The 23713-nt window shown below is 38.6% G+C and carries 23 protein-coding genes; 6 read left to right on the top strand and 17 right to left on the bottom strand.

The features are described 5' to 3' along the window. Positions 1–6: 6 nt before the first annotated feature. From VRHSUH09_RS04980 to VRHSUH09_RS04945, 8 genes are all read right to left on the bottom strand, one after another. Positions 7–1140: a trans-sulfuration enzyme family protein gene (locus VRHSUH09_RS04980; RefSeq protein WP_105081566.1), complete on the bottom strand. Its 1134-nt coding sequence runs from the start codon at positions 1138–1140 to the stop codon at positions 7–9. Positions 1141–1291: 151 nt separating this feature from the next. Continuing rightward, a complete protein-coding gene (locus VRHSUH09_RS04975; protein ID WP_054747999.1) occupies positions 1292–1795 on the bottom strand; it encodes an ECF transporter S component in 504 nt (167 codons plus the stop codon). 58 nt (positions 1796–1853) lie between these two features. Continuing rightward, entirely contained in the window at positions 1854–2258 is a 405-nt protein-coding gene (locus tag VRHSUH09_RS04970; protein ID WP_054747997.1) for a PACE efflux transporter, read from the bottom strand. A gap of 329 nt (positions 2259–2587) precedes the next feature. After that, positions 2588–4054, bottom strand: coding sequence for a DASS family sodium-coupled anion symporter (locus VRHSUH09_RS04965; RefSeq protein WP_009351845.1), 1467 nt, complete (start codon positions 4052–4054; stop codon positions 2588–2590). 404 nt (positions 4055–4458) lie between these two features. Continuing rightward, positions 4459–5283: a MetQ/NlpA family ABC transporter substrate-binding protein gene (locus tag VRHSUH09_RS04960; RefSeq protein ID WP_005384421.1), complete on the bottom strand. Its 825-nt coding sequence runs from the start codon at positions 5281–5283 to the stop codon at positions 4459–4461. A 54-nt stretch (positions 5284–5337) separates the two neighbouring features. After that, complete coding sequence (locus VRHSUH09_RS04955) at positions 5338–6009, bottom strand: methionine ABC transporter permease (RefSeq protein ID WP_105081565.1); 672 nt, start codon at positions 6007–6009, stop codon at positions 5338–5340. Continuing rightward, entirely contained in the window at positions 6009–7031 is a 1023-nt protein-coding gene (locus VRHSUH09_RS04950; RefSeq protein ID WP_054747995.1) for a methionine ABC transporter ATP-binding protein, read from the bottom strand. Before VRHSUH09_RS04950 ends, VRHSUH09_RS04955 begins: the two co-directional genes overlap by 1 nt. A 188-nt stretch (positions 7032–7219) precedes the next feature. Next, positions 7220–8086 (bottom strand): DMT family transporter, encoded by an 867-nt coding sequence (locus VRHSUH09_RS04945; RefSeq protein ID WP_105081598.1) that lies wholly within the window; start codon positions 8084–8086, stop codon positions 7220–7222. A gap of 376 nt (positions 8087–8462) precedes the next feature. Here VRHSUH09_RS04945 and pflB point away from each other — a divergent pair, with 376 nt between their 5' ends. The 3 genes from pflB (at position 8463) to pflA (ending at position 11684) form a co-directional block, all read left to right on the top strand. Continuing rightward, positions 8463–10580: a formate C-acetyltransferase gene (pflB, locus tag VRHSUH09_RS04940; RefSeq protein WP_105081564.1), complete on the top strand. Its 2118-nt coding sequence runs from the start codon at positions 8463–8465 to the stop codon at positions 10578–10580. A 75-nt stretch (positions 10581–10655) separates the two neighbouring features. Continuing rightward, on the top strand, positions 10656–10895 hold the full coding sequence (gene grcA3 / locus VRHSUH09_RS04935; RefSeq protein ID WP_054747994.1) for an autonomous glycyl radical cofactor GrcA3: 240 nt from the start codon (positions 10656–10658) through the stop codon (positions 10893–10895). 12 nt (positions 10896–10907) lie between these two features. After that, the gene (gene pflA, locus VRHSUH09_RS04930) at positions 10908–11684 is read left to right on the top strand and encodes a pyruvate formate-lyase-activating protein (protein ID WP_105081563.1); all 777 of its coding nucleotides are present in this window, start codon (positions 10908–10910) and stop codon (positions 11682–11684) included. Positions 11685–11803: 119 nt separating this feature from the next. On the opposite strand, the gene VRHSUH09_RS04925 is transcribed toward pflA, so the two are convergent. Next, positions 11804–13699, bottom strand: coding sequence for a heavy metal translocating P-type ATPase (locus VRHSUH09_RS04925; RefSeq protein ID WP_105081562.1), 1896 nt, complete (start codon positions 13697–13699; stop codon positions 11804–11806). A gap of 200 nt (positions 13700–13899) precedes the next feature. Between VRHSUH09_RS04925 and VRHSUH09_RS04920 the strand changes: the two genes are divergently transcribed. Beyond that, positions 13900–14463, top strand: a complete 564-nt coding sequence (locus VRHSUH09_RS04920; RefSeq protein ID WP_009352112.1) for a TetR/AcrR family transcriptional regulator — start codon at positions 13900–13902, stop codon at positions 14461–14463. A 14-nt stretch (positions 14464–14477) separates the two neighbouring features. On the opposite strand, the gene VRHSUH09_RS04915 is transcribed toward VRHSUH09_RS04920, so the two are convergent. After that, positions 14478–15428 (bottom strand): 2-hydroxyacid dehydrogenase, encoded by a 951-nt coding sequence (locus tag VRHSUH09_RS04915; RefSeq protein ID WP_105081561.1) that lies wholly within the window; start codon positions 15426–15428, stop codon positions 14478–14480. 297 nt (positions 15429–15725) lie between these two features. On the opposite strand from VRHSUH09_RS04915, the gene alr reads away from it, so the two are divergent. Further along, the gene (alr, locus tag VRHSUH09_RS04910) at positions 15726–16838 is read left to right on the top strand and encodes an alanine racemase (RefSeq protein ID WP_105081560.1); all 1113 of its coding nucleotides are present in this window, start codon (positions 15726–15728) and stop codon (positions 16836–16838) included. Positions 16839–17347: 509 nt separating this feature from the next. Here alr and VRHSUH09_RS04905 read toward each other — a convergent pair. The 3 genes from VRHSUH09_RS04905 to VRHSUH09_RS04895 form a co-directional block, all read right to left on the bottom strand. Then, complete coding sequence (locus VRHSUH09_RS04905; protein ID WP_054747991.1) at positions 17348–17626, bottom strand: PepSY domain-containing protein; 279 nt, start codon at positions 17624–17626, stop codon at positions 17348–17350. A gap of 158 nt (positions 17627–17784) precedes the next feature. Further along, entirely contained in the window at positions 17785–18327 is a 543-nt protein-coding gene (locus tag VRHSUH09_RS04900) for a hypothetical protein (protein WP_054747989.1), read from the bottom strand. Positions 18328–18842: 515 nt separating this feature from the next. Continuing rightward, positions 18843–19406: a PepSY domain-containing protein gene (locus VRHSUH09_RS04895; RefSeq protein ID WP_167386476.1), complete on the bottom strand. Its 564-nt coding sequence runs from the start codon at positions 19404–19406 to the stop codon at positions 18843–18845. A gap of 159 nt (positions 19407–19565) precedes the next feature. Here VRHSUH09_RS04895 and fliB point away from each other — a divergent pair, with 159 nt between their 5' ends. After that, positions 19566–20468, top strand: coding sequence for a flagellin lysine-N-methylase (gene fliB, locus VRHSUH09_RS04890; protein WP_105081558.1), 903 nt, complete (start codon positions 19566–19568; stop codon positions 20466–20468). Between the two features lie 150 nt (positions 20469–20618). Here fliB and VRHSUH09_RS04885 read toward each other — a convergent pair whose 3' ends face one another. From VRHSUH09_RS04885 to VRHSUH09_RS04870, 4 genes are all read right to left on the bottom strand, one after another. After that, on the bottom strand, positions 20619–21227 hold the full coding sequence (locus tag VRHSUH09_RS04885; protein WP_105081557.1) for a hypothetical protein: 609 nt from the start codon (positions 21225–21227) through the stop codon (positions 20619–20621). Between the two features lie 150 nt (positions 21228–21377). Continuing rightward, entirely contained in the window at positions 21378–22007 is a 630-nt protein-coding gene (locus tag VRHSUH09_RS04880) for a hypothetical protein (RefSeq protein WP_105081556.1), read from the bottom strand. 163 nt (positions 22008–22170) lie between these two features. After that, positions 22171–22854, bottom strand: coding sequence for a hypothetical protein (locus VRHSUH09_RS04875; RefSeq protein WP_105081555.1), 684 nt, complete (start codon positions 22852–22854; stop codon positions 22171–22173). A gap of 182 nt (positions 22855–23036) precedes the next feature. Beyond that, complete coding sequence (locus VRHSUH09_RS04870) at positions 23037–23708, bottom strand: hypothetical protein (protein WP_105081554.1); 672 nt, start codon at positions 23706–23708, stop codon at positions 23037–23039. Positions 23709–23713: the final 5 nt, after the last annotated feature.

The following is a 23713-nucleotide window of genomic DNA, read 5'->3' as shown; positions in this document are numbered from 1 at the left end:
ACTCCTTTATTTATTGAAAGCTTGTTCCAAGTCCGCAATCAAGTCATCAGTATCTTCAATACCTACAGATAGACGCAATAAGCGACGTGTAATACCTTTGCGCTCAGCATCTTCTGGTTTTAAATCTGGATGTGTTTGCGTTACAGGGTAGGTCAACAAGGACTCTGTACCACCAAGACTTTCAGCAAATTGAATTAGCTCAATGCCTTCTAATACTGTTTTAGCCGTTTCTTCGCTATCTACTTCAAAAGATAACATGCCACCAAAACCAGTCGTTTGGGCTTTATTAATTTCATAGCCTGGATGTTCAGGAAGACCTGGGAACAATACTTTAGTAACCTTAGGTTGTGTTTTGAGCCATTCAGCAAGAGCAATGGCATTCTTTTGATGTTGCTCCATACGAAGGGCCAATGTTTTGACGCCGCGAATTACGAGCCAGCTATCCATTGCAGATAAGCAAGCACCTACGGTTTTGTAAGTTAGACACAATTTCGCAGCCAACTCATCGTCTTTCACAATAGTGAAACCAGAAATTACATCGTGATGACCACCGATGAATTTTGTACCACTATGAACGACAATATCTGCCCCCAACGTTAAAGGTTTTTGGAAATATGGGCTCAAGAATGTATTGTCGATGATTACAAGCGCATTACGCTCATGAGCCAACGCGCAGAGAGCGCGAATATCGGTAATCTCCATCATAGGATTTGTTGGTGTTTCAATATAAACAGCCTTTGTATTCGGTTTGAAAGCAGCTTTCACCGCATCAAGATCAGATGTACCTACATAGGTAAACTCGATGCCATTTTGTTCGTAAATATTTGTGAACATACGGATAGAGCCACCATATAAATCATCGCCTAAAATGATATGGTCTCCAGGGGAAAATAGATGGAATACGGCATCCACTGCGGCCATACCAGAAGAGAATGCTAATGCATCCGTACCTTCTTCAAGGCCTGCTATCAATTGTTCCAAGCGGTCGCGCGTCGGATTAGACTCACGCGTATATTGGTAACCTGTCGTATCACCCAACTGTGGATGAGAAAATGTACTAGACATATAAATTGCAGGGGAAATTGCACCAGTACTATCTGGCTTGCCACTGCCGTGAACACATTTTGTATTAAATTTCATTCCAATCAACTCCTCATATTTGTATACAATATGTTAATTGTAAAGTAGACAATGATTAAGGTCAATAAAAATGGGCACTCATACTATATGAGTGCCCTTAAAAAGTCATATCTATTTTGAATGGCTTGTCATAACTATAAGTTAAGTTAGACTAATTTTTAGTGCGTTTTGTAATAAGTAGAGCCAAAATAATACCTAAAGAAGATGTTACCAATTGAGGCCAACTAGATACAAATAACATAGTGTTTACAATCTTTGGTGGGAATTGGAACAGTGAAAAGAACAAAGAATAACCACCAAAAAGAACACCCGCTTTTACCAAGGCCGCCACGACAATAAGTAAAGCCTTTGGTTTATGTTGCAACCAATGGGCTACGAATACATAGGCTGTCGTGCCAAGGGCGGTAATCAAAATAAACGGTGGCAACGGCAACATGCCTTGTAAATGTGCTACTACTGGTGCAATCCAAGCAATAACAAGACCATTCTTCCATCCATAGCGCCATGTGGCGAGTACAAAGGTTGCAGATGTAATAGAACCGATGAGGAACATACTCACCTGGTTAGGAATAAATGGGAAAATGAGACGCAAGCTTTGCGCCAATAAGGCTACGGCCAACAATAGACCTGTGCCCGTAATAGACTTTGTGGACATAAGAACCTCCTACTATATGATATAGATTTTACAAGAGGTACCTACCTCATATTTCAAATTAAGCCTCTACAAAATATAGACGCGCCCGATCATATACCCAATTATATACATATGTATAACCTAAAATAGCTAATGTCATAGATATATCCGTCATAAAAGCCATCCAAAAGGTCATCTGCATCATGTACATAATAATTGGCACCGTTGCAATCATAAATAAGCCTTCAAATAACACAGCATGAACCGTACGAATGATTGGGCCTCGCGCTAATCGATCACCTGGTACTAGTTTATCAAAAATCCAGTTAAACACAAAATTCCAAACCATAGCTAGTAAGGAAAAAATAACCATTAATACAAAAGGCTGCCCCTCATGCGGAACAAACTGCATTACCAAACAACCAATTAAAATACAACCAAGCTCATATAAAACTGACTGTACAACTCGCTCCGAAGTAGACATAATAATAAACACCTCCAGTAAAAACCCCAGACAAGTAATTTACCATCACACCACTATTATAGTAATTTTCTTGCATTTGTCGAGCTTTGTTAAATATTGCCATTTCAGGATAAAAAGAAGCCGCATTGTATCTACTAAGCGACTTGCTCTCTTGAAGTGAGCTATGCCATTTTAAGATAGAAGAAGCCGCCATATGTCAATCCAGCGACTTGCCCTCTTGAAGTGAGCTATGCCATTTTCGGATATAAGGAAAGCCCCTCGTAGCGTTCAGTAAGCTCGACTTGCAAGGGATGGAGAGCGAGCAGAATGCTACGAGGGGCTCTATTTAATTATCCTAAAAGTGGCATTACGAACTGAATCCATGGAATCCCCACCACGATAAAGATCGCGAGGTAGATAATCCCAAAGATAGCGCCCAATTTCCAGAATTCAGGGCCTTTATTATAGCCACTAGCAAACCAGATTGGGCTATGACCAGTACCATATGGTGTAAGGATACCCATAATCCCCATAGGTACTAACAGAATCAACATAACTTGCGCTGGATCAACGCCAGGAATTTGAAGAATTAAAGTAGCAAACAAGCCTACCATAGCTGTTACATAAGCAGTACCAGATGCAAAGAAGTAACGAAGCAAGCAGAATGCTAATAACAAACCAAGAACTGCCATTGTAGGATCTAAAGAAACCAAAGAACCACCAGCAGATTTAGCAAGCCAATCTAAGAAGCCTACATTTTTAAGGCCAGAAGCCATAGGTACGAGTGTAGCAAACCAAGTCAAAACATTCCATGCTGGTTTATTAGCAAGGAAGTCTTGCCATGTCATAATCTTAGTGAAAATCATCAAAATAATAACAATCAAAGCTGTTGTTGTAGGGTTTACTTTGAATGTAGAAGCACCAATCCACAACACAAGAGCCAATACAGAAATTAAGGCCATGAAGATTTCACTGCGTGTCATAGAGCCTAGTTTCTTATACTCATCCTTTGCCCAGGCTGCAATTTCAGGAGAACCTTTCACCTCTGGCTTGCAGAATACATAGGTCAACAATGGAGTGATGATGAACAAGATAAGACCTACTGGCAAGAATGCTAGGAACCATGTGCCCCAGTTCGCCGCTACGATACCAGATTTAGCTGACAATTCTAGAGCCAATGGGTTTGGCGCTGCACCAGTCAAAAAGATAGAGCTAGATACACATGTAGTTGCCAACGCTACCCAGTTCAAATAGGAGCCAATTTTACGAGGGTTCTTATCTGGATAGGAATCAAACATTGGACAAATACTAGATACGATTGGATAAATGGTACCACCAGAACGAGCCGCATTACTTGGGATGAACGGCGCCAATACAAGGTCCGTAATAGCGATAGCATAACCAAGACCTAAAGAGGACTTGCCAAGCTTTGCTACGAGGAACAAAGCAATACGACGACCAAGGCCAGAGTTTTCATAACCAATACCAATCATGAAAGCGGCAAAGATCAACCATACGATGGCATTAGAGAAACCACTAAGACCCCAGCTGATAGCTTGCGCATCAGTAATCGCCTTAGCGACACCGGTTGCTTTATCTACCACAGGGGCAGGACCAACCTTAAACAACATAGACACGGTAACAGCAATGATACCGATAAAAGCTGGTGGCATTGGTTCTAAAATCAACCCTACCACGAGGCCTGCGAAAATACTTACATAAATCCAAGAATTTGCGCTAAGACCTTCAGGAGCACCGATGAGCCATACAATAATAGCTACTACAAGCGGTGCGAATAATTTCCAATTCAACTTCATTAGAAACTCTCCTTACTACTTCAAAACAAAAATTGCAAAAATTGCCTATTTAGTATATCAAAAATTTTAATAAAATGATATAAACTCAATCATAATACTTATTAATTGATAATAAACTTTTAGTAATAAATTTCATCCTACTAGTAGTAGAAAACGGCACAATTGTGGAACAAGGGACACATCACGAACTGATAGAGCGTGGTGGTAACTACAAAGAACTCTATGAAAACTATGCGGCGGGCATGACAGTATAAGTCAATCTACCAAAGCCCCCCCTTGTATCAGCCTATAATATCCTCATGTTATCTCATATAAATAGAACCCCTAATAAGTAAAAACTTATTAAGGGTTCTTTTATTCATTCCTATATAGCTGTTCGTGCCTATATAATACATTATTATATTCTATTCACCTTTTGGTACGAACCATAGGCCATTGTTATTTTTTTCCATGTAGTCTTTGAATTCTTGAGAGTGGTAAGCTGCTACGATGTCTTTTGCCCATTGTGCATCTTTGTTTTTCTCATTAACTACGAGTTGTAATAACCATTGTGGCAATACGTCTTCATTTGCCAATGCAGATTTAGGATCGATTTTTGCATTATAGATAATAGCGCCTGTAATAACGATATAATCGAAGTCAGTACGTACAGAAGGAATTGTAAGGGATTTCATTTCTGTAAATTTAAGATGTTTAGGATTTTCAATAATATCTGCTTGAGTTACTGTTGCTAAATCTTTGTTAGGATCAAGCTTAATCCAACCAATTTTTTGCAATAACGCATAAGCACGAGCCATGTTGGATGCATCATTAGGTACAGCAATAGTGTCGCCATCTGCCACTTGATCTAAAGATGTTTTAGAACCACTAAAGATACCTGCTGGTACTGTTGGAATTGGTGTTAATGCTACAAGATGACCATTTTGTTTTTCGTTAAAATTTTTCATGTATGCTGTATGTTGTTCAACGTTAAAGTCAACCTCACCATCACTTAACACTTGGTCAGCTTGTACCAAATCAGACATATCTACGCCTTTAAAGGTATAGCCTTGTTTCTCCAAAATTGGTTTTACACCTTTTTCAAATAATTCAGAGTAAGGGCCTTGAGATTTACTGTAGGTTAACTCTTTTTTTGCACCATTATCGCTATTATTAGAACCGCAGCCTGCGATAAAAGCTACGCTAAATACTAATGCCGCACCAAGGGCAAGAAGCTTTTTAAATTTCATAGTATTTTCTCCTATACTTTCACAATCAATATAACTAAAATCTATTTCATCAAACTAGGAACGACGCGCACGACGTGCAAAGTAGTTACCTATTGTTTGAATAATTTGAACAAAAATAATCAAAATAACAACGGTAAATAACATCAATGGGAAGTTCAACCGTTCATAACCATAGGTGAGAGCCAAGTCACCTACACCACCTGCACCAATGGCACCAGCCATAGCAGTAGCACCGATTAGACCTATAGTACCTGTTGTAATAGATAAAATAAGCGAACCCTTTGCCTCTGGTAAAAGGAAGTGCCAAATCACCTCAAAATGAGAGGCCCCCATCGACTGTGCAGCCTCGATAATGCCTTTATTAACCTCTAAAATAGAGTTCTCAAAGAGTCGAGCAAGATAAGGGGCAATGAATATAACAAGTGGTACAATAGCCGCTGTTGTACCAACACGCGTACCTACAATCATCTTAGTTAACGGTAATATAAACACCATCAAAATAATAAATGGCACAGAACGCACAATATTAACAATTGTATTTGTAATGGTATAAACAATACTGTTTTTAACAATACCATTCGGATTGGTCACTACTAAGGTAACGGCTATAACTAGCCCCAATACCGTACCGATAAAGAGCGATAAAAATACCATGTATAAGGTTTGCTCTGCGGCCAATAATAATTGGGAGCCAGGAACGCCTAATTCTTGCATAAAGAAATCCATTAAATAGTCACCTCCTGCCATTCGAGGCCTTGTGTTACAAGATATTCTTTTACCTTGCCCACCTCAAGATCATCACCAATAAACTGAACTATGAATATACCAAGTACAGTATGTTCTAACTCTGTTACCGTAGCAAATAATACACTCGTTTCTAAATCAAAGGTTTTATTAATATGATATAAAACATTATCGGTCGTATTATTTCCTAAAAAATGCATTTTAAGAATGGTATATGGTCTTTTATCACAAGCTAATGTATGTTTCACTGTTGATGGAATTTCATCAGGAATGACAGTTCTAACAAATCGTTTCGTCGTTTCGTGTTTAGGTTTACTAAACACCTCAAGTACAGAACCGTTCTCTATAAGTTTTCCATGCTCCATAACTACAACGCGATTACATATTTTCTGAATTACATCAATCTCATGAGTTACGATAACTACTGTTACACCCAGTTCACGATTAACACGTTCTAGTAATTGTAATATAGATTCTGTTGTATCTGGATCTAGGGCGCTAGTTGCTTCATCACAAAGCAATATGGATGGATCTGTAGCCAACGCACGGGCAATACCAACGCGCTGCTTTTGACCACCAGACAATTCTCCAGGATAGGCATTTGCTTTATTGCCTAAATCAACAAAGTCTAATAAGGTTTTAACCTTTTTATCAATGTCGGATTTTGGCACCTTATTAAGAATTAGCGGGATAGCCACATTATCATACACAGATTTAGCATTCAACAAATTAAACTGTTGAAAAACCATGCCGATGCGCTTACGAACCTTTCTAAGCTCATTAAAACTTAAACCATTGATATTCACACCATCTATTTCAACATGACCAGAGGTAGGTACCTCTAAGGCATTAATCATGCGAAGCAGTGTAGATTTACCAGCTCCACTGAAGCCAATAATGCCAAATATATCGCCTTTTTCTATGGTAAAGTTTACATCAGATAATGCAGTAACCTTTTGCTTATTAACGTCAAACTCTTTCGTTACGTTTCGTATAGCAATCACTGTACCACCTCTTTCCCTACGCATTAGTAGGAATTAATATTTTTCTAAAACATATCTTTAAGGTATGTTTTAATTGTATACTTAGATTACTACAATTTATAATGACTGTCAAACACAAAAAGGACCTCAACAGAAATGTTGAGGTTCTTTTCGTATCTATATACTTTTGGTCCTTTACATCAAACCTATCATCTATATCGATTAAATAAGAACAATGATCCTAGTATAATGGGCGCTCCAATATAGAGTCCCATATTAGGATATTCTCCTAATAAAAAGGCTGCTACTACGGCTGCCACAATTGGCGAGATATACATAAAATTGGTTACATCCGAAACTTTTTCAGCATGTTCAAAGGCATAGCTCCAGAATACGAATCCTAATGCACTGGAAAAGAATGCTAGGTATATCATAGCAAGCTTCGCAGTAATTGGTGCAGCTCCAATCATTTCAATAGCATGATCTGCAAAAGGTAGTGCCATAATGGCACCTGTGAACATGGACCACATAGCGATAGTAATAGAGTCATAACCTTTCAGACTAAGCCCGCGATTTAGAATATTATAAACCGCAAACAGTATCATACCAATCAACGTCCATATGGCCCCCATTGGAATGGTCAGAGTGGAATTCCAAAGGATAATGATGGCTACCCCTACAAAAGCAGTTATAGTGAAGAGCCAACCTATAGGGCGTATTCTATCCTTATAGACTACCAATGCCATCAGTGCTGTTGTCATTGGTGTTAAAGCCATAATAATACTAGATGTAGCGGCCGGTATTGTTCGCAATCCCTCATTAAACACAATTTGATAAACGAAGTTACCTGTAGCGCCTAACAAAATGTATATCCCCCATTCACGCCAAGATGTAGGGATGTGTAATCCCTTAAATACACCAATAATTAGCATGAGTATAGCACCACCTACAACCCTCGCTACCGAGAGTGTCAATGCATCTACTGATTGCAATGCTACTTTACCAAAAGGAAACGCCGTAGCCCAAACGGCAATGGTGGCAGATGCTCCTAAGATAGCTTTCATTCGATTTGTCATTAGCATCTACCTTTCTACGTAATTCCATAATCAATACTATCTAAATATTACCATAATAAGCCCCTACAATTCCAAGAAGATACATCACAACATATCGAACACTCTCTATTTATTGATATAAATTTTCATTATTTAAAGATAATATAATAATTGATTCTTCAAAACCCAAACTCAAATAAATCAAGTAATTAGTTATACTTTCAATGTATTTATATAGTGTTTTCAATATTATTAAATTACAAATAACATCCATTCTTACGAAAATCGCATAGTATGTATTGAAAATATATATCATTTAAAATTTGTTAAATCGTGACAAACATTGTACACTATAGGCATAGAAATCTATAGTTATATCCTTTTATGGAGGTGCAAAATGCAACATACTGCATGGAAAGAATTTAACACAGGTGTGTGGGATAAAGCCGTTGATGTACGCGACTTTATCCAAAGAAACTATATTCCCTATGAAGGGGACGATTCCTTCCTTGCTGGTCCTACAGAAAGAACGACAAAATTATGGGACCAAGTAATGAAGCTTTATGAAGAAGAACGTGAAAAAGGCGGCATGCTCGATGCCGATACTTCCGTGGCCACACACATTACTGCCCATGCGCCAGGATATATCGACAAAGACCTTGAAACGATCGTTGGTTTGCAAACTGACAAACCATTAAAACGCGCTATGTTCCCTTATGGTGGCTTGCGTACTGCGAAATCCGCTATTGAAGAATACGGCTTCAAAATGGATCCTCAAACAGAAGACTTCTTCAAAAAGCATCGTAAAACTCACAATGACGGCGTATTTGATGTATATACACCAGAAATGCGTGCCGCTCGTACAGCTCATATCGTAACTGGTTTGCCTGACGCTTACAGCCGTGGCCGTATCATTGGCGACTATCGTCGTATCGCGTTGTATGGTATTGATTACCTTATCGAAGACAAAAAAGAACAATTTAGCATCACAATGGGCGATATGCTTGAAGAGGTAATTCGTGACCGCGAAGAAATTCAAGAGCAGATTCGTTCCTTGAAAGAATTGAAGGAAATGGCTGCGTCCTATGGTTACGATATTTCCGAGCCAGCTAAAGACGTTAAAGAAGCTATGCAATGGATTTACTTCGGCTACCTTGGCGCTATTAAAGAACAAAACGGTGCTGCTATGTCCATCGGCCGTAACTCTACATTCCTAGACATCTACGCTGAACGTGACCTTCGCAATGGCACATACACAGAAGAGCAAATCCAAGAATTCGTAGATCATTTCATCATGAAATTGCGTATGGTTCGCTTCGCACGTATTCACGAATACAACAACTTGTTCACAGGCGATCCTGTGTGGACTACTGAGTCCATCGGTGGTATGGGTACTGACGGCCGTACATTGGTCTCAAAAATGTCCTTCCGTTACCTACATACATTGACTAACCTTGGTCCTGCGCCAGAACCAAACCTCACTGTATTGTGGTCCCCTCGCATGCCAATCGGCTTCCGCCGCTTCTGTGCAAAACTATCTATTGAAACATCTTCCATCCAATACGAAAACGACGACTTAATGCGTCCTAACTCTGGTGATGACTACGCTATCGCATGCTGTGTATCTCCAATGCGTATTGGTAAAGAAATGCAATTCTTCGGCGCTCGTTCCAACTTGGCAAAATGCTTGCTTTATGCAATCAATGGCGGCGTTGACGAAAAATTGAAAAAACAAATTGGTCCTAAATACCGCCCTATCACTTCCGAATACTTAGAATTCGACGAAGTATGGGAAAAATTCGACGACATGATGGAATGGTTGGCAGGCGTATATGTAAACGCATTGAATATCATTCACTACATGCACGACAAATATGCTTATGAAAAACTAGAAATGGCATTGCATGACCGCAAGGTAACTCGTTGGTTTGCAACTGGTATTGCTGGTTTATCCGTAGTAGCTGACTCCTTGTCTGCTATTAAATATGCTAAGGTAAAACCTATTCGCGACGAAAACGGCATTGCTGTTGATTTCGAAATCGAAGGTGACTTCCCTAAATACGGTAACGATGACGATCGTGTAGATAGCTTGGCAGCAAAAGTTGTTTCCACATTTATGAACAAGATTCGTAAACATCCTACATATCGTCAATCCGTTCCTACTATGAGCTTGTTAACAATTACTTCCAACGTAGTATATGGTACTGCAACAGGTTCCACTCCAGATGGTCGTAAAGCGGGTGAAGCTTTCGCTCCTGGTGCTAACCCAATGCATGGTCGTGATACTCACGGTGCTATTTCTTCGTTGGCATCCGTAGCAAAAATGCCATGGCGTGATAGCTCCGATGGTATTTCCAATACCTTCTCTATCATTCCTGACGCATTAGGTAAATCTGGTGAAACATTTGTGTCCGTCAGCGATTTTGATATCGAGTTAGATCCATCTCAATTACCTAACTCCAATACAAACTTCGCATGTAGCGAACCGAATGTTACTATAAAGGAAGATAAATAAGATCTTCCATAGTATCGGACTGCTTTCACCGGCACCGATACGAGTGTTAGTCTTGGTTGAAAGGAGGCAATACCCATGAGCAACCAACAACAAGTTGATAACTTGGTAGAGTTATTGGATGGCTACTCCCAAAAAGGCGGTCATCATTTGAACGTTAACGTGTTCACGCGTGAAACATTGTTAGACGCTCAAAAACATCCTGAGTTGTACCCTCAATTGACTGTTCGTGTGTCTGGTTACGCAGTACACTTCAGCAAATTGACTAAAGCACAACAGGACGAAGTTATTTCCCGTACATTCCATCAACAAATCTAATCGAGGTTTCCTATGACAGGACGTATTCATTCGATCGAAACGATGGGTACGGTTGATGGTCCAGGCATGCGCATGGTGGTCTTTCTCCAAGGATGCCCCATGCGTTGTGCTTATTGCCACAATCCTGACACATGGAATGAAATTAGTGATGATGCTAAGTTCATGACTGTTGAGGAGTTGTGGGACCAGTACGAACGTAACCGCCAATTTTATACTAATGGTGGTATCACCGTCACAGGTGGGGAAGCTCTTATGCAAATTGACTTTGTTACTGAGCTTTTCACATATTTCCGTGAAAGAAACGTCCATACCTGTTTAGATACAAGTGGAATTTGTTTTGATCCCCACCAAGAGGTGGCCTACCGTAAGCTACTCAGTGTTACTAGTCTCGTCATCCTAGACCTTAAAGAAATTGATCCTGATAAACATCTGTGGTTAACTGGCAAATCGTTAGAGCCTATTCTCGGCTTTGCTCGATTGACAGCAGACGTAGAAGTTCCCATTTGGGTTCGTCACGTTGTAGTTCCTACGATTACAGATAATGCAGATCATCACTATCGTCTAGGCTTTTTCCTAGGATCTCTGAAAAACTTACAAGCCGTTGATTGCTTACCATATCACGTTATGGGTACTGCTAAATATAAGGAGTTAGGAATTACCTATCGCCTAGAGGGCATACCGGCCGCAACAAAAGATTTAGCGGCCAAAGCGACAAGAACCGTGGTGGAAGGCATCAAGGCCTATCGACGCCATTGGTGGAGTCCCATCAAAACACAACATCAATCATAATCAAGTTTGAGGATAACTACCTCCCTTGATATATATACATATATATACCAAGACTTGATCTATGATAGCCCTAATCAATAGAGCCGCCCCCACACAACCGGGGACGGCTCTTATTGTGTTTAAATAAACTTTCTATCATACAAACGGGCTGCAATGAGGACAACCAAACAGGACCCCACATTATGAACTAACGCACCAGTAGTAGGTGTCAAAACCTCAAGTAATGAGAGAATAATAGCGATACAGTTAATGGCCATTGATAAAGCAATACTAAATTTAATAGTTCTAATCGTAGCATCTGATAGTCGCTTAATATAAGGAATTTTGCTAAGATCTTCACTCATCAACGCAATATCAGCTGTTTCTATGGCAATATCACTACCGATACTCCCCATTGCAATACTCACATCAGCAGTCTTCATAGCTGGTGCATCATTAATTCCATCACCAACCATACAAACCTTGTGGTGTTTTCCTTGCAACTCTTCAATAATTCTCATTTTTTCGCCAGGTAAAAGCTCCGCATGTATTTCAGAAATACCTGCTTTTTTGCCAATATATGTAGCCGTTTCTTTACTATCCCCCGTAAGAAGTACTGTTTTCATAGCTAGGCTAGAGACTGCAGACAACATATCTGCCGTATCTCGTCGCATTGTATCAGATAAAGCAATAATACCTATAATATGATCTTTATCTGCAATAATGATGGATACCTTTCCTTCACTTCGATATGTATTAACGTTTTGTTGAACCCTTTCATCAACAATAATATTATTTTCCTCAAGAAAACGTTCATGACCACAATATAATGTAACACCGTTTATTACGGCAATAATGCCCCTTCCTACGGACATTGTAAACGAAGTAGTAGCAAGTATTTGTAAATCTTGATGTATGGCATGAGAAACGATAGCCTTGCCAATAGGATGCTCGCTCTTAGCCTCTGCAGATGCTGCTAATTGAAGAATATCGACCTCACTATAATCTGTATCAACGACCAAAATAGATTGAACCGATAACTGACCATGTGTTAATGTGCCGGTTTTATCAAATGCCATGGTATCCACTTTACCCATAGTTTCAAGAATTTCACCAGATTTAATAATAACGCCATGTTTAGTAGCTTGACCAATAGCGGCCATAACCGCAGTAGGTGTGGCAAGCACCAATGCACAAGGACAAAATACTACCAATACAGTAACACCGACGATGATATTTCCAGTTACTAGGTAGCCTATACATGCAATCATCAATGCAATAGGCACCAATCGACTAGCAACAGTATCAGCTATGCGCTGAATCGGAGCCTGTTTCTGTTCTGCATTTCGAATAAGCTGAATCATTTTTTGAATAGAACTATCTTCGCCCACTTTAGTAGCTATAATATCTATGGCACCAAAACAGTTAATAGTTCCACCAAATACATCATCATCAATTGTTTTATCAACAGGTATAGACTCTCCTGTCATAATGGATTGATCTACCGTTGTTTCACCGTTAATGATTCGCCCATCTACAGGTATTGTTTCGCCTGGAAGGATTCGCAAGTAATCACCACTTTGTATAGACTCTACGGAAATCATTATTTCTTTGTTATCTTGTATTTTACGACCCTTAACAGGTGCTAATGAAATTAACTTTTTTAACCCCTTTTTTGCTCGCTCGGTAGTTGATTCTTCAAGGAGAGCGCCTAAAGCCATAATAAACGCTACCTCACCGGCCGCAAATATATCTCCGATGGCTATGGCTGCAAACATAGCCATGGAAATCAATAGAGCCGATGAGATTTTACTAATTCCCTTATTATATACAATTCTTCGAATAGATAAATACACAAGAGGAAAACCACAAATAATAACGGTAACCCAAGAAGGCTCAAAAGGGAATATATTTTGAAACGGACTCTGTCCACCAAACTCTTCTATCAAATGCGGAATCCCATCAAGCAGTAAAAATAGCCCCGCTAAAATCGTCATATATAAACCAGATAATATATCATGTATACGATGTACCATACAGCAATCCCCTTATAAAACTTTCACTATCAATATGAATTGAATTATGACTACACTTACAGTACAATAATTACGATAGCGAACACTTTGTTCACTTTAATTGTATCAACCTATGGTTTTAATACAATATATAAAACATCATATATGTTCATTACTGAACATATATGATGTTTTGTACTAAATGTATGACAGGAGTTAATATGGATCGTAGACAGAAAAGAACTCGCAAAGCCATATTTATAGCTTTTAACGAATTATTATCTAAAAAGGCGTATGACAAAATCACCGTTCAAGAAGTCATTAGTGCCGCAGATATTGGCCGCACCACATTTTATGCTCATTTCGACACAAAAGAGGCATTGCTAGAAGCCCTCTGCGAAGACTTATTTTTACATATAAAAGATAGTATTAATCATTTACCTCATGCTCATGGGCTTTATCAACAAAGTATTTACCCAGTCTCAGTATTTGGTCATTTATTACAACATTTACAGCAAAATGAAAATAAAATCCTCGAACTACTAGCTAGTGATAATAACGAAATCTTTTTGCGCTATTTTAGAGATCATCTAAATGAGTTGGTGCAAGGATATTTCATCAATCAAGACCGTAAAGCAAATACAAATCTACCGGATGACTTTATCATCAATCATATTTCAGGTAGTTTTGTCGAAATGGTGTTATGGTGGGTAAAAAACGGCATGAAAGAATCGCCTACAAAATTAGACCATTACTTCCATGCCGTTATAGAACCTATTATATAATTATTTAAATTCTATCAAGATACAACATTAATTGGTTCGCCCTTAAAAAAGGCCTGTACATTGTCACGAATGATGCCTACCAAGCGTTGACGTGTTTCAAGGCCTTTCCAGCCCATATGAGGTGTGATAATAACATTATCCAATGTATAGAGTGGGCTATCCTCTGCTGGAGGTTCTACCTCTTGTACATCAAGACCTGCACCTGCAATGCGTTTAGCCGCTAATGCTTCACAAAGATCTGCTTCATTAATGAGAGGACCACGGCCAGTATTTACAATGACTGCACTAGGTTTCATTTTACCGATGGCTTCTTTATTAATGATATGCTTAGTTTGGTCATTCAATGGGCAATGCAATGTAATATAATCACTATTTTCTAGCAATTCATCAAGACTTACATAACGAATGCCGTCACCATCAGCCTTTGGTGTGCGCGTATGAACTAAGATATTCATACCGAGTGCTTTTGCTACTTTGATCACTTCCATACCAATGTGACCAGCACCGACAACACCTAATGTTTTACCATTCACTTCTGTGTGGCTCACTTGTAAATGTTGTGTAAAATTACTGCGATCACCTTTAGCAAGCATACCGATTTGTTTCTGCATGGTAGACGCAAAATTGAGGATCATCATGATTACCGTATGTGCTACGCGTTCTGTACTATATGCGGGAATATTACACACTGTAATGCCTCTTTCCTTAGCACCCTTGAGGTCAATATTATTATAACCTGTCCCCGCTTCTACGATGAGCTTTACAGTATCTGGGAATTGTGAAAGCAAATCAGCCCCTACTGGTAATTCTTTTGTAACTACAACGCGAGCCCCTTGAATACGTTCAATAAGCTCTGCATTTGTACTATCATCGTAAACCTGTACATCACTAGATAATACAGAGAAATCTAATGCTTGGTCGTAATTCATTTTACTTGCATTTACCACTACTACACGTTCGCTCATGAGAACCTCCTACATAGCTATTAAATTTTATAGAGTATACGTAATGTCCAAATCTAGGGGGTACATACACCTATTAAGGAAAATACTTCTACATAAATTATACTATTATTTATATGAATTTATACTATTAATATCTCAGAGAACTATATTAGTTAGTATACTTTCACATTTATTGTATATAATATATGTATAAAAATCATAAAAATAGAATTTCTGTATAAAACTTTCACAAAAGTATTGTGTAATTCCCCAAAAGTTATAAAATAAAAGTAATGTTATATAGAATTGAGGAATACCATGAGACCCACCTATTTGACCATAAATACAAGTCTCGTTCGTGAGAACTTGCGCAAAATTAAAGATAGTTTACCGGAATGGAGCACATCTACCGCTGTTATCAAGGCCAATGGCTATGGCCACGGCAGTGTTATGATGGGCCGTATTGCCGTAGAGGAAGGTTACGAATCCTTAGCGGTTGCCATTCCCGAGGAGTCCGTACCTCTTCGCAACGCAGGTATTATGGTGCCAATTTATTTATTAGGCCTCACTAGACCTCAGTCCTTTGAGCTCGTAGCAGATACGAATTCCATCCCTGCCGTCTGCGAGTCTACCGATTTAGACGCCCTCGATAAAGTGGCTGACAATCACGATATGATTATCCGCGTTGCCGTAGCAGTCGATACGGGCATGCATCGTATTGGTATCAAACCTGAGGATGCTGTAGAGTTTATCAAACGTGTTGAGTCCTACGAAAATCTTGAAGTAGACGGTTTCTTCTCTCATATGAGTAATGCGGATGCTGCAGATCAGACGCACGCTCATAGCCAAGCTATGAAATTTCATCGCATGGTAGATGAAATAAAGGCATTCCGCCCTGATGCAGATTACCGCTTCTCCCTCGCCAATAGTGCTGGTTTATTATCTGTAAAAGATAGCTTGTTCACCGACGCTCGCCCTGGCATCATTCAATACGGTATTATGCCGTCTTTAGATGTGCCAAATCGCTTAGGCCTAAAACCTGTTCTATCCTTCCATAGCGAAGTCGTTCACGTCCAACACGTTCCGGCAGGCGAAGGCATTGGCTATGGTTCTACGTATGTTACGCCTGAGCCTATGACAATTGCTACAATTCCTGTAGGCTATGCTGACGGATATCCTCGTAGCTTATCCAATCGAGGCACCGTGTTGATCCATGGTACACGCTGCCCTGTAGTAGGCCGCATCTGTATGGACCAATTCATGGTAGCCGTTCCAGATACGATTACGGTAAAACCTGGTGACAAGGTTGTTCTCTTAGGTTCTCAAGGCCATGAAAGCATCTCGGCACTCGAGATTGCCGCCCTTGCGTCTACGATTCCTTACGAGATTTTCTGTGGCTTCTCTGAGCGCGTACCTCGCCAATATATTTAAAATACTGAGTATAAATACTAAATTTAAAGACTCCATATAAGCAAAAGCGCAGATATACATTATAATATCTGCGCTTTTTGCATTTTCAACACTTGTGAAACTTACATCATATGTAGTTATATTAAGTTATATCGAAAAAAGCCCGTAACACATGCAGCGGTCTACATGTATTACGGACTTTTCTGCTCCCCTATACCTAGCGTACTGTAAAGCAGTTACGTTCTTATTGTGAGAGAGAGTATTATATACCAAGTATATAATCTTATGATTGGGAGGGAACCTCAATTCATAAGGGGCCCTCTGAACGACAGACGGCATAGGAGAGAGTCAATGTTTGTCTATCCAATCCAGAGGGCTGCGTGTGTGTAATTGTTTATTGTGTGTGTATTGTGTATGTGTGTGTAAGTGTATTTATGTTTTGTGTGTATAGTTTTGTGTATATAGTTTTGGGTGTTTAGTGTTCGTGTTAAAAGGGTTTGCTTTACAGTGGTATAGGAATAAGGTTTTACTTATTTTACTGCCATACCTGTTTTTGCATCTAATACGATGGATACAGGTTTATTTTGTGCATCATGGAACTCTACGTTGTATACAGGTATACCATTTTGATTAGCTACAGACCAAGAGTTAATACCCGTTGCTACGTTGCCAGTCTGTGCGAAGGCTGCATTGATTGCCACATGTGGAGGTAACACAGTACCAGCATCAATAGCACTAGCTTCCATAGATGCATCATACGCTTTAGGAGTACCTTCAGTTACATTGCCAGTCGCTACATCAAGGGTCATAGAATGAGCGCCGTTGGCATTGAAACCAGCTACTTCATAGATAGCAGTTTTATCTGCTGCTTTGAAGGATACATTCGTAATCTTAGAGTCACCAAATTTACTTTCAAATTGGTCAATTAGATAATTAGCACCAATTACGAAAATACTATTTTGATCGACTACGCCTGTGGGTTGACTTGTTGTGCTAGGTTGTGATTTTCTACTTTTAGAGTTTTTTTTTCCTCTTTTGTAGTTTCTTTTTTATCAGCCTTTTTCTCTTCTTTTACAGCTTTTGCTTTAGGAGCTTTGTCTGCATGTGCTTTTTTATTGTTTTTTACTGCTTTTTTAGCTTTTGCAGAAGGCTCTGTTTTTTTATCTCCAACGCGTACTACTTTAGTTTCACTAGGAGCTTTTACTACAGCTGCTGTTTCAATAGTAGGAACTGCTGCCGCAGGATTTGCTTCGCTAGGAACTACAGTTTCTTGAGCTACTGGAGTTTTAATATCTTGAGCAGCAGTTGGAACCGGAGTAGTGTCTTGAGCTACTTCAATTACAGGAACTGCTTGATCTGCAACAGGTTGTGCTACAGGAGCTGCTGTTACGGCTACTTCTTGTGCTACAGGAACTGGAGTTGCTTGTTCAGCCGCTGTTACTGCTACAGTAGCACCGAATACGCCAGCTACAGCTAAAGCAATACTGCTTTTAAGAATAGATTTTTTCATAATATCCTCCTTGATAATTCATATATATGTAGTATTTCACATATATATTTTTAACCAACTCGGTGTTATCGATATAGTTCCAAAACATATATCTAGCGTGGACTGTAGATATATAGTCTGGAAAATCCGATATATTTGAGTTTCGTCCTTGGACTGGTACACATACTATCGATAATCTATGAACTCAAAATGTAGAACCGTGCTAAAAACCTCGTTTTGGAGTGAGTCTAAAATGAATTTACATATATTTAAAATGAAAATCTATAGCTTTCGATTTTTATTTAAATATTCTATGAATACCATAACAAAAGCCGTTCATCCCATGTATAAAGGACGAACGGCATATAATTATAAGTCTCATTATCTTTAGATTTGCATTCATGAGTAAACTTTCACAAAAAACGCCCCAATACTAGCAATTTTCTATGAAAAAACTAGTATTGAGGCATTTAATTATTATATTCAAAATTAATTAACTAGGAATTATTAAGCTATAATTACTAGTCAATCATACATTAGTCATCAAACTTAACAGATAGTAATGTACCATTTATAGCATCTATGCGTACATCAACCTCTTTGTCCCCTTCGGTACCAAAGGTAACTTTGTAAATAATCTTACCTTTTTCATGATGTACAGACCATTCATTAAGGCTCGTAGCTTTGTCTTGTGTTTGAGCATAAGCAAAATTAACTACTGCTGCTGGAGGTAAAATCTCACGAGGATCAAAAGATTTTTTCTTCAAGGATTTATGATAATCCCCTTCACGTTTTTCAAAGATTTGATTCGTTGCATAGATATAAGTTAACTCATACTTGCCGCTTTCATCAACGCCTTCAACCTCATACTTAATTTGACCACCGTCAGCATCAAAGGCAATTTCAGTAATAACCGCAGTAGGATGATTTTGAATGAATGCATTTAATAAACCATTAGCACCGACAATCGCTGCATGGTTGCCATCAACAACTGCAACAGTTGGCTCTACGGCTACTAAAGGGGCGGCACTCGCGTTAGGCATGCCAAACACTGCTGCTAACGCCAATACAAGGCTACCTTTTATAAGTAATGATTTCATAGGCTCCTCCATCTCTCAAACAGGACCATATAGTATATATACAATTATACACTAAATCAATAAGCTTTATGAATCTTTATTTATAATATTAGTGCATGGACCTACGCCCTATGATACAATGCACGTAGAATAATTTTTGTAACTACAAGTGAGCTGACTATGATTTCAATTTATCCGACAATATATCACGAATTTCAGTGCAAAGCTGATCGCTGTGAAAATACATGCTGCCAGCTTTGGACCATCGATATCGATGAACCGACGGCTGAGTGTTATCACACTATGACGGGACCTCTTGGTAAAAGCTTGCGCCAAGCGATTACCATTGATGAGGAAGGCAGCCATTTCGTATTCTCTAAAGAACAACCTATGTGCCCTTTACTCAATGAAAAAGGGCTTTGCAAAGTAGTACTCGAATTAGGCGAAGAAGGCCTTTGCGACACCTGTCATATGCACCCTCGATTTTATAAATACATTGAAGATCTAGAACTATGTGGTGTTGGTTTATCCTGTGAAGCATCCGTGGAACTACTAGCAAAAGATGATAATAATAGAGAATTAGTGTTTACTATTGAGGATGATAATAATGAATTTAGTCCTGATGAGCGTCTAAAGCTAGAAAATGTATTTCAACTATTAGCCTTTGATTTAGAGCCTGCTCTATTCCAATATACACCAAGCCCTAGCGGAGAATATTATAAACAGCTATTAGATCTCTACAAGACTACGGAACCTATAGATGAGGCCTGGACTACACAAGTCAATGCATTGTCTAAGGATATAGACCAGGTCGTTACCTCTGTTAAAAGTTATGTACATCAACAAGATATGAGCATTTTTAATAAGGTCTACCAATATATCTTGTATCGCCAAATCGATATGTTAGCAGACTATTCCTTAGAAGCTATCATCGCCTATGCAAAGGATGGCACTGAGTACATGCTCATGACGAGCGCCATCGAAGGAACCCCTTTAAAACAAATTGCTCGATGGTCTCAACAAATTGAATACGACGAAGACAATGTAGAGCTATTATTACAACATTATGAAACACTCCAATAGGAAGCTAATATATAATAATATATAGGCATTACTATAAGCATAGCTATTAGCATCAATGTAAGCATAAGCTTGCTTAACCTAATAGAGATAAAGACATAATAAAACCTCCTAGCTAATGCTAGGAGGTTTTATTACACTTACTCATTCTATTTACGCAAAGAGTATACGCATTATCCAGTTATATAAAAGGTTGATAATAAATAAGACCACATAAACGGCCCCTACTGTAAGAGGCTCTACTTTCATAAGACGAGATAAAAGCATAACGGCAACGTAAATAACGGCCCCCACGTAAGCTAACCCCAATGGAACTAAAAGGACCATCAAAATAGGAGCAAGGTAAATACAAATAATAGATACTAAGATTAATGCTAAGCCCAATACCCCTGTATATCCTTCGATATAAGCTGTTCCCATTAATACTTGTTTGAAGTCAAACTCTCGATCAAGTAGTACACTCAGTAGTTTCCACAAAATAAAACTACCTACAAACCAATATATACCAAGACCAATGACCTCACGTAAGATGGAAAATATACCATATACAGCAGGTATAAAGCCTAATAAAAAGCCTCCAAAAGCGGCGACCAAAGGTAATAATACAATACCTAAGGCAAAGCCTAACATATGGGTAGCGCACCAACCGGCGAGCCCTGCTTTGATACCCTTCTCTAAAGTACCAAACCAGAAAATTTCATCTATCCCCTTCTTTGGTGAACGCACCAATAGGGATAGCTCTCGTAAAAATGTCGTATCCATAACTAACTCCGCTCTCAACTACACTCTAAAATTAATTATATCATAAATTCCAATATTTAAATTATATATAATTAATTTTAATATAAATTAAAACATAGAAAAACCGCAAGACTTTCATCTTACGGTTATATAGAGCTATATTAAAGCTGTTTACTTGACCAAAGTATGGAAAAACCGAATCCATTGAGGTAAAACGGATACGGACAGTAAAGCTACAATGAACATTACAATATAGGTCTTAACAATACCAAGACCTACATAGCGTCGCATAAGTTGAGCACAGATAAATACAGCATAATACTGACTAAACATAGTAACTAAATACGCTATATCCGCTACGTATTTTTGCTGTGATATGGCAAATAAAATAAGACCAAGAATATGAACAAATACTATTACAACTGTGCGAAGTGCATTCGTATAGGCTAATCCATATATATAATTGCACATAACCCCTCTATATGTACCACTACCACCTAATAAAATAAGTAAGCGCCATATAACAAAGGCTCCTATGAGAATCTGAAAAATTAAAAAAGATGCATTAGCAACAGCACTGATCATATCAAAATGTGCAAAGCCTGTCATACGCTTTATGCCAAGCATAGGGGCTATTGCTTTCACCAGCAATGGTAAGGCATAGGTCATGCCATACAATACAATAGTAGAAACTACTAAATTAGTCACTGCTCTCGCTATAGTGCCGTATGCAAGAATATTGTGAAAAGATTGCTCACTCAACCTTGTAAACAAGTGCAATATATCCTTATACCAATTCATAGATACTCCTTATATTTAACCTATATTTTAGGGAATCCGTAATAATTAATACTAAGTGGGCCGACGTTATATATGGCTAATAGCAGCACAATAGAAAAGTAGAAATCATCGAGCCATACAAAAAGGACGAGGCGTACCTCGTCCTAACTATAGTATATGTATTTTATCGAGTCAACATATAAAGACCTTCACACAAAAGTGATACAAGAATAGCCACGAGCATAACGCTCAAACCTTCATAGGTAGTTCCACTAATGCAAGCCCCTGTAATACGTCCCATCGTTTGTAACAGTAACCCTGTACTTAAAACACATAAGACAATCATACAGAATCCGATAACGGCCTGTAGTAATAATGGTACAGTTGTAAGAATCAACATGATACCTGCTGTAAATGTATACAAAGCAACTACCAGTTGAGTAAAGGCCATCATATGCAACACACCTGTCGCTATAGCACGTACGTAAAACTTACGCTTTTGTATCATTGCATAACCAACAATGATTCCAGCCATAAGAATACCTTTTACAATTACCCACGTAAAGCGCCCTGCATTCCAAAACTCTCGTGGCTTTCCTAGCTGATCAAAGAAAACTTGTATTTCATGTTGATCAACTGGAAGGGAAAATAATTGCCACTTCACTAATAAAGAAGAATTGCGTATAAACGCACGTATAGCATCTATATATACACCTTCACCAACGATGGTAAATTGATAGCATATGAGTGACAATAACAGCATTCCTATTAATTGTCCATAAGCAATATCAAAGTGATACATGCGTGGACTTTTTTCTTCAATGGGGTTTAATAAGCGATACACAAACTCTACTAAACCAACCATCATATCGCTCACCACCTTTTACACAATAAGAATAAGCACCACCCAAATTTGGATGATGCAGCACACAACACAAAGATTACGAATTTAAATAATGAGTTTATTATTAATTCATTTTCTGTTCATTATTATAGCACAAAAGCAAGGTACATTCATACCTTGCTTTCATTATTTTCATAACTATTTAATTATCTGGAACTAGCTAGTGCGATTAAGGCGAAGAAGCTCACGATAACAATTACTGGAATTAAACTAGTTAAACAAGAAATGCCAAAAGTAGCTAGACGGGATTTATTAATTTGGCGACTTAACATTGTTAAGCATACCCAAAATGTAAAGATTGCAAATGCAATTGATGCAAATATAATCATAGTTATCCATACAATACCTAAAACAGTAGAATCAGGATTAAATCCTAATATCACTATAAACGGTACTGATAATAATAGGATACCCAAGAAATAGAATAGCCCCATAATCTGGTTATAAGCTTGTTCATACCACATGATTTTCAACACAGATTCATAGGTAGTATGAGCATCAAACTTGTTAGCCACCCAAGAGAAAATAGCCGAATAAATAGCAATACCAATAAACGCAAATAGCAAGCCAAATGCAAGGCCTAATATGCCAATACCAGATAACGCTGCCGCACCAGTGAGAGCAACCTCAAGTTTATCTGCAAATATCATACTTACAAGAGATGGTAGGATATTTGAAAATAAGAAGGACACCAATGCAAAAGCTGCTGTAGCATAGAAGCCCTTTTTACAAGAACCATGCTCCACTATCTGCGGAATACCACGTTTAAATGGAGCCACTATAAGGGCCCCCATATCTGAATACCAAGTTGTTTCCATACAAC

It is taken from the genome of Veillonella rogosae JCM 15642 (assembly GCF_002959775.1).
GTDB lineage: Bacteria > Bacillota > Negativicutes > Veillonellales > Veillonellaceae > Veillonella > Veillonella rogosae.
This window is presented reverse-complemented; position numbering and strand designations above follow the sequence as displayed.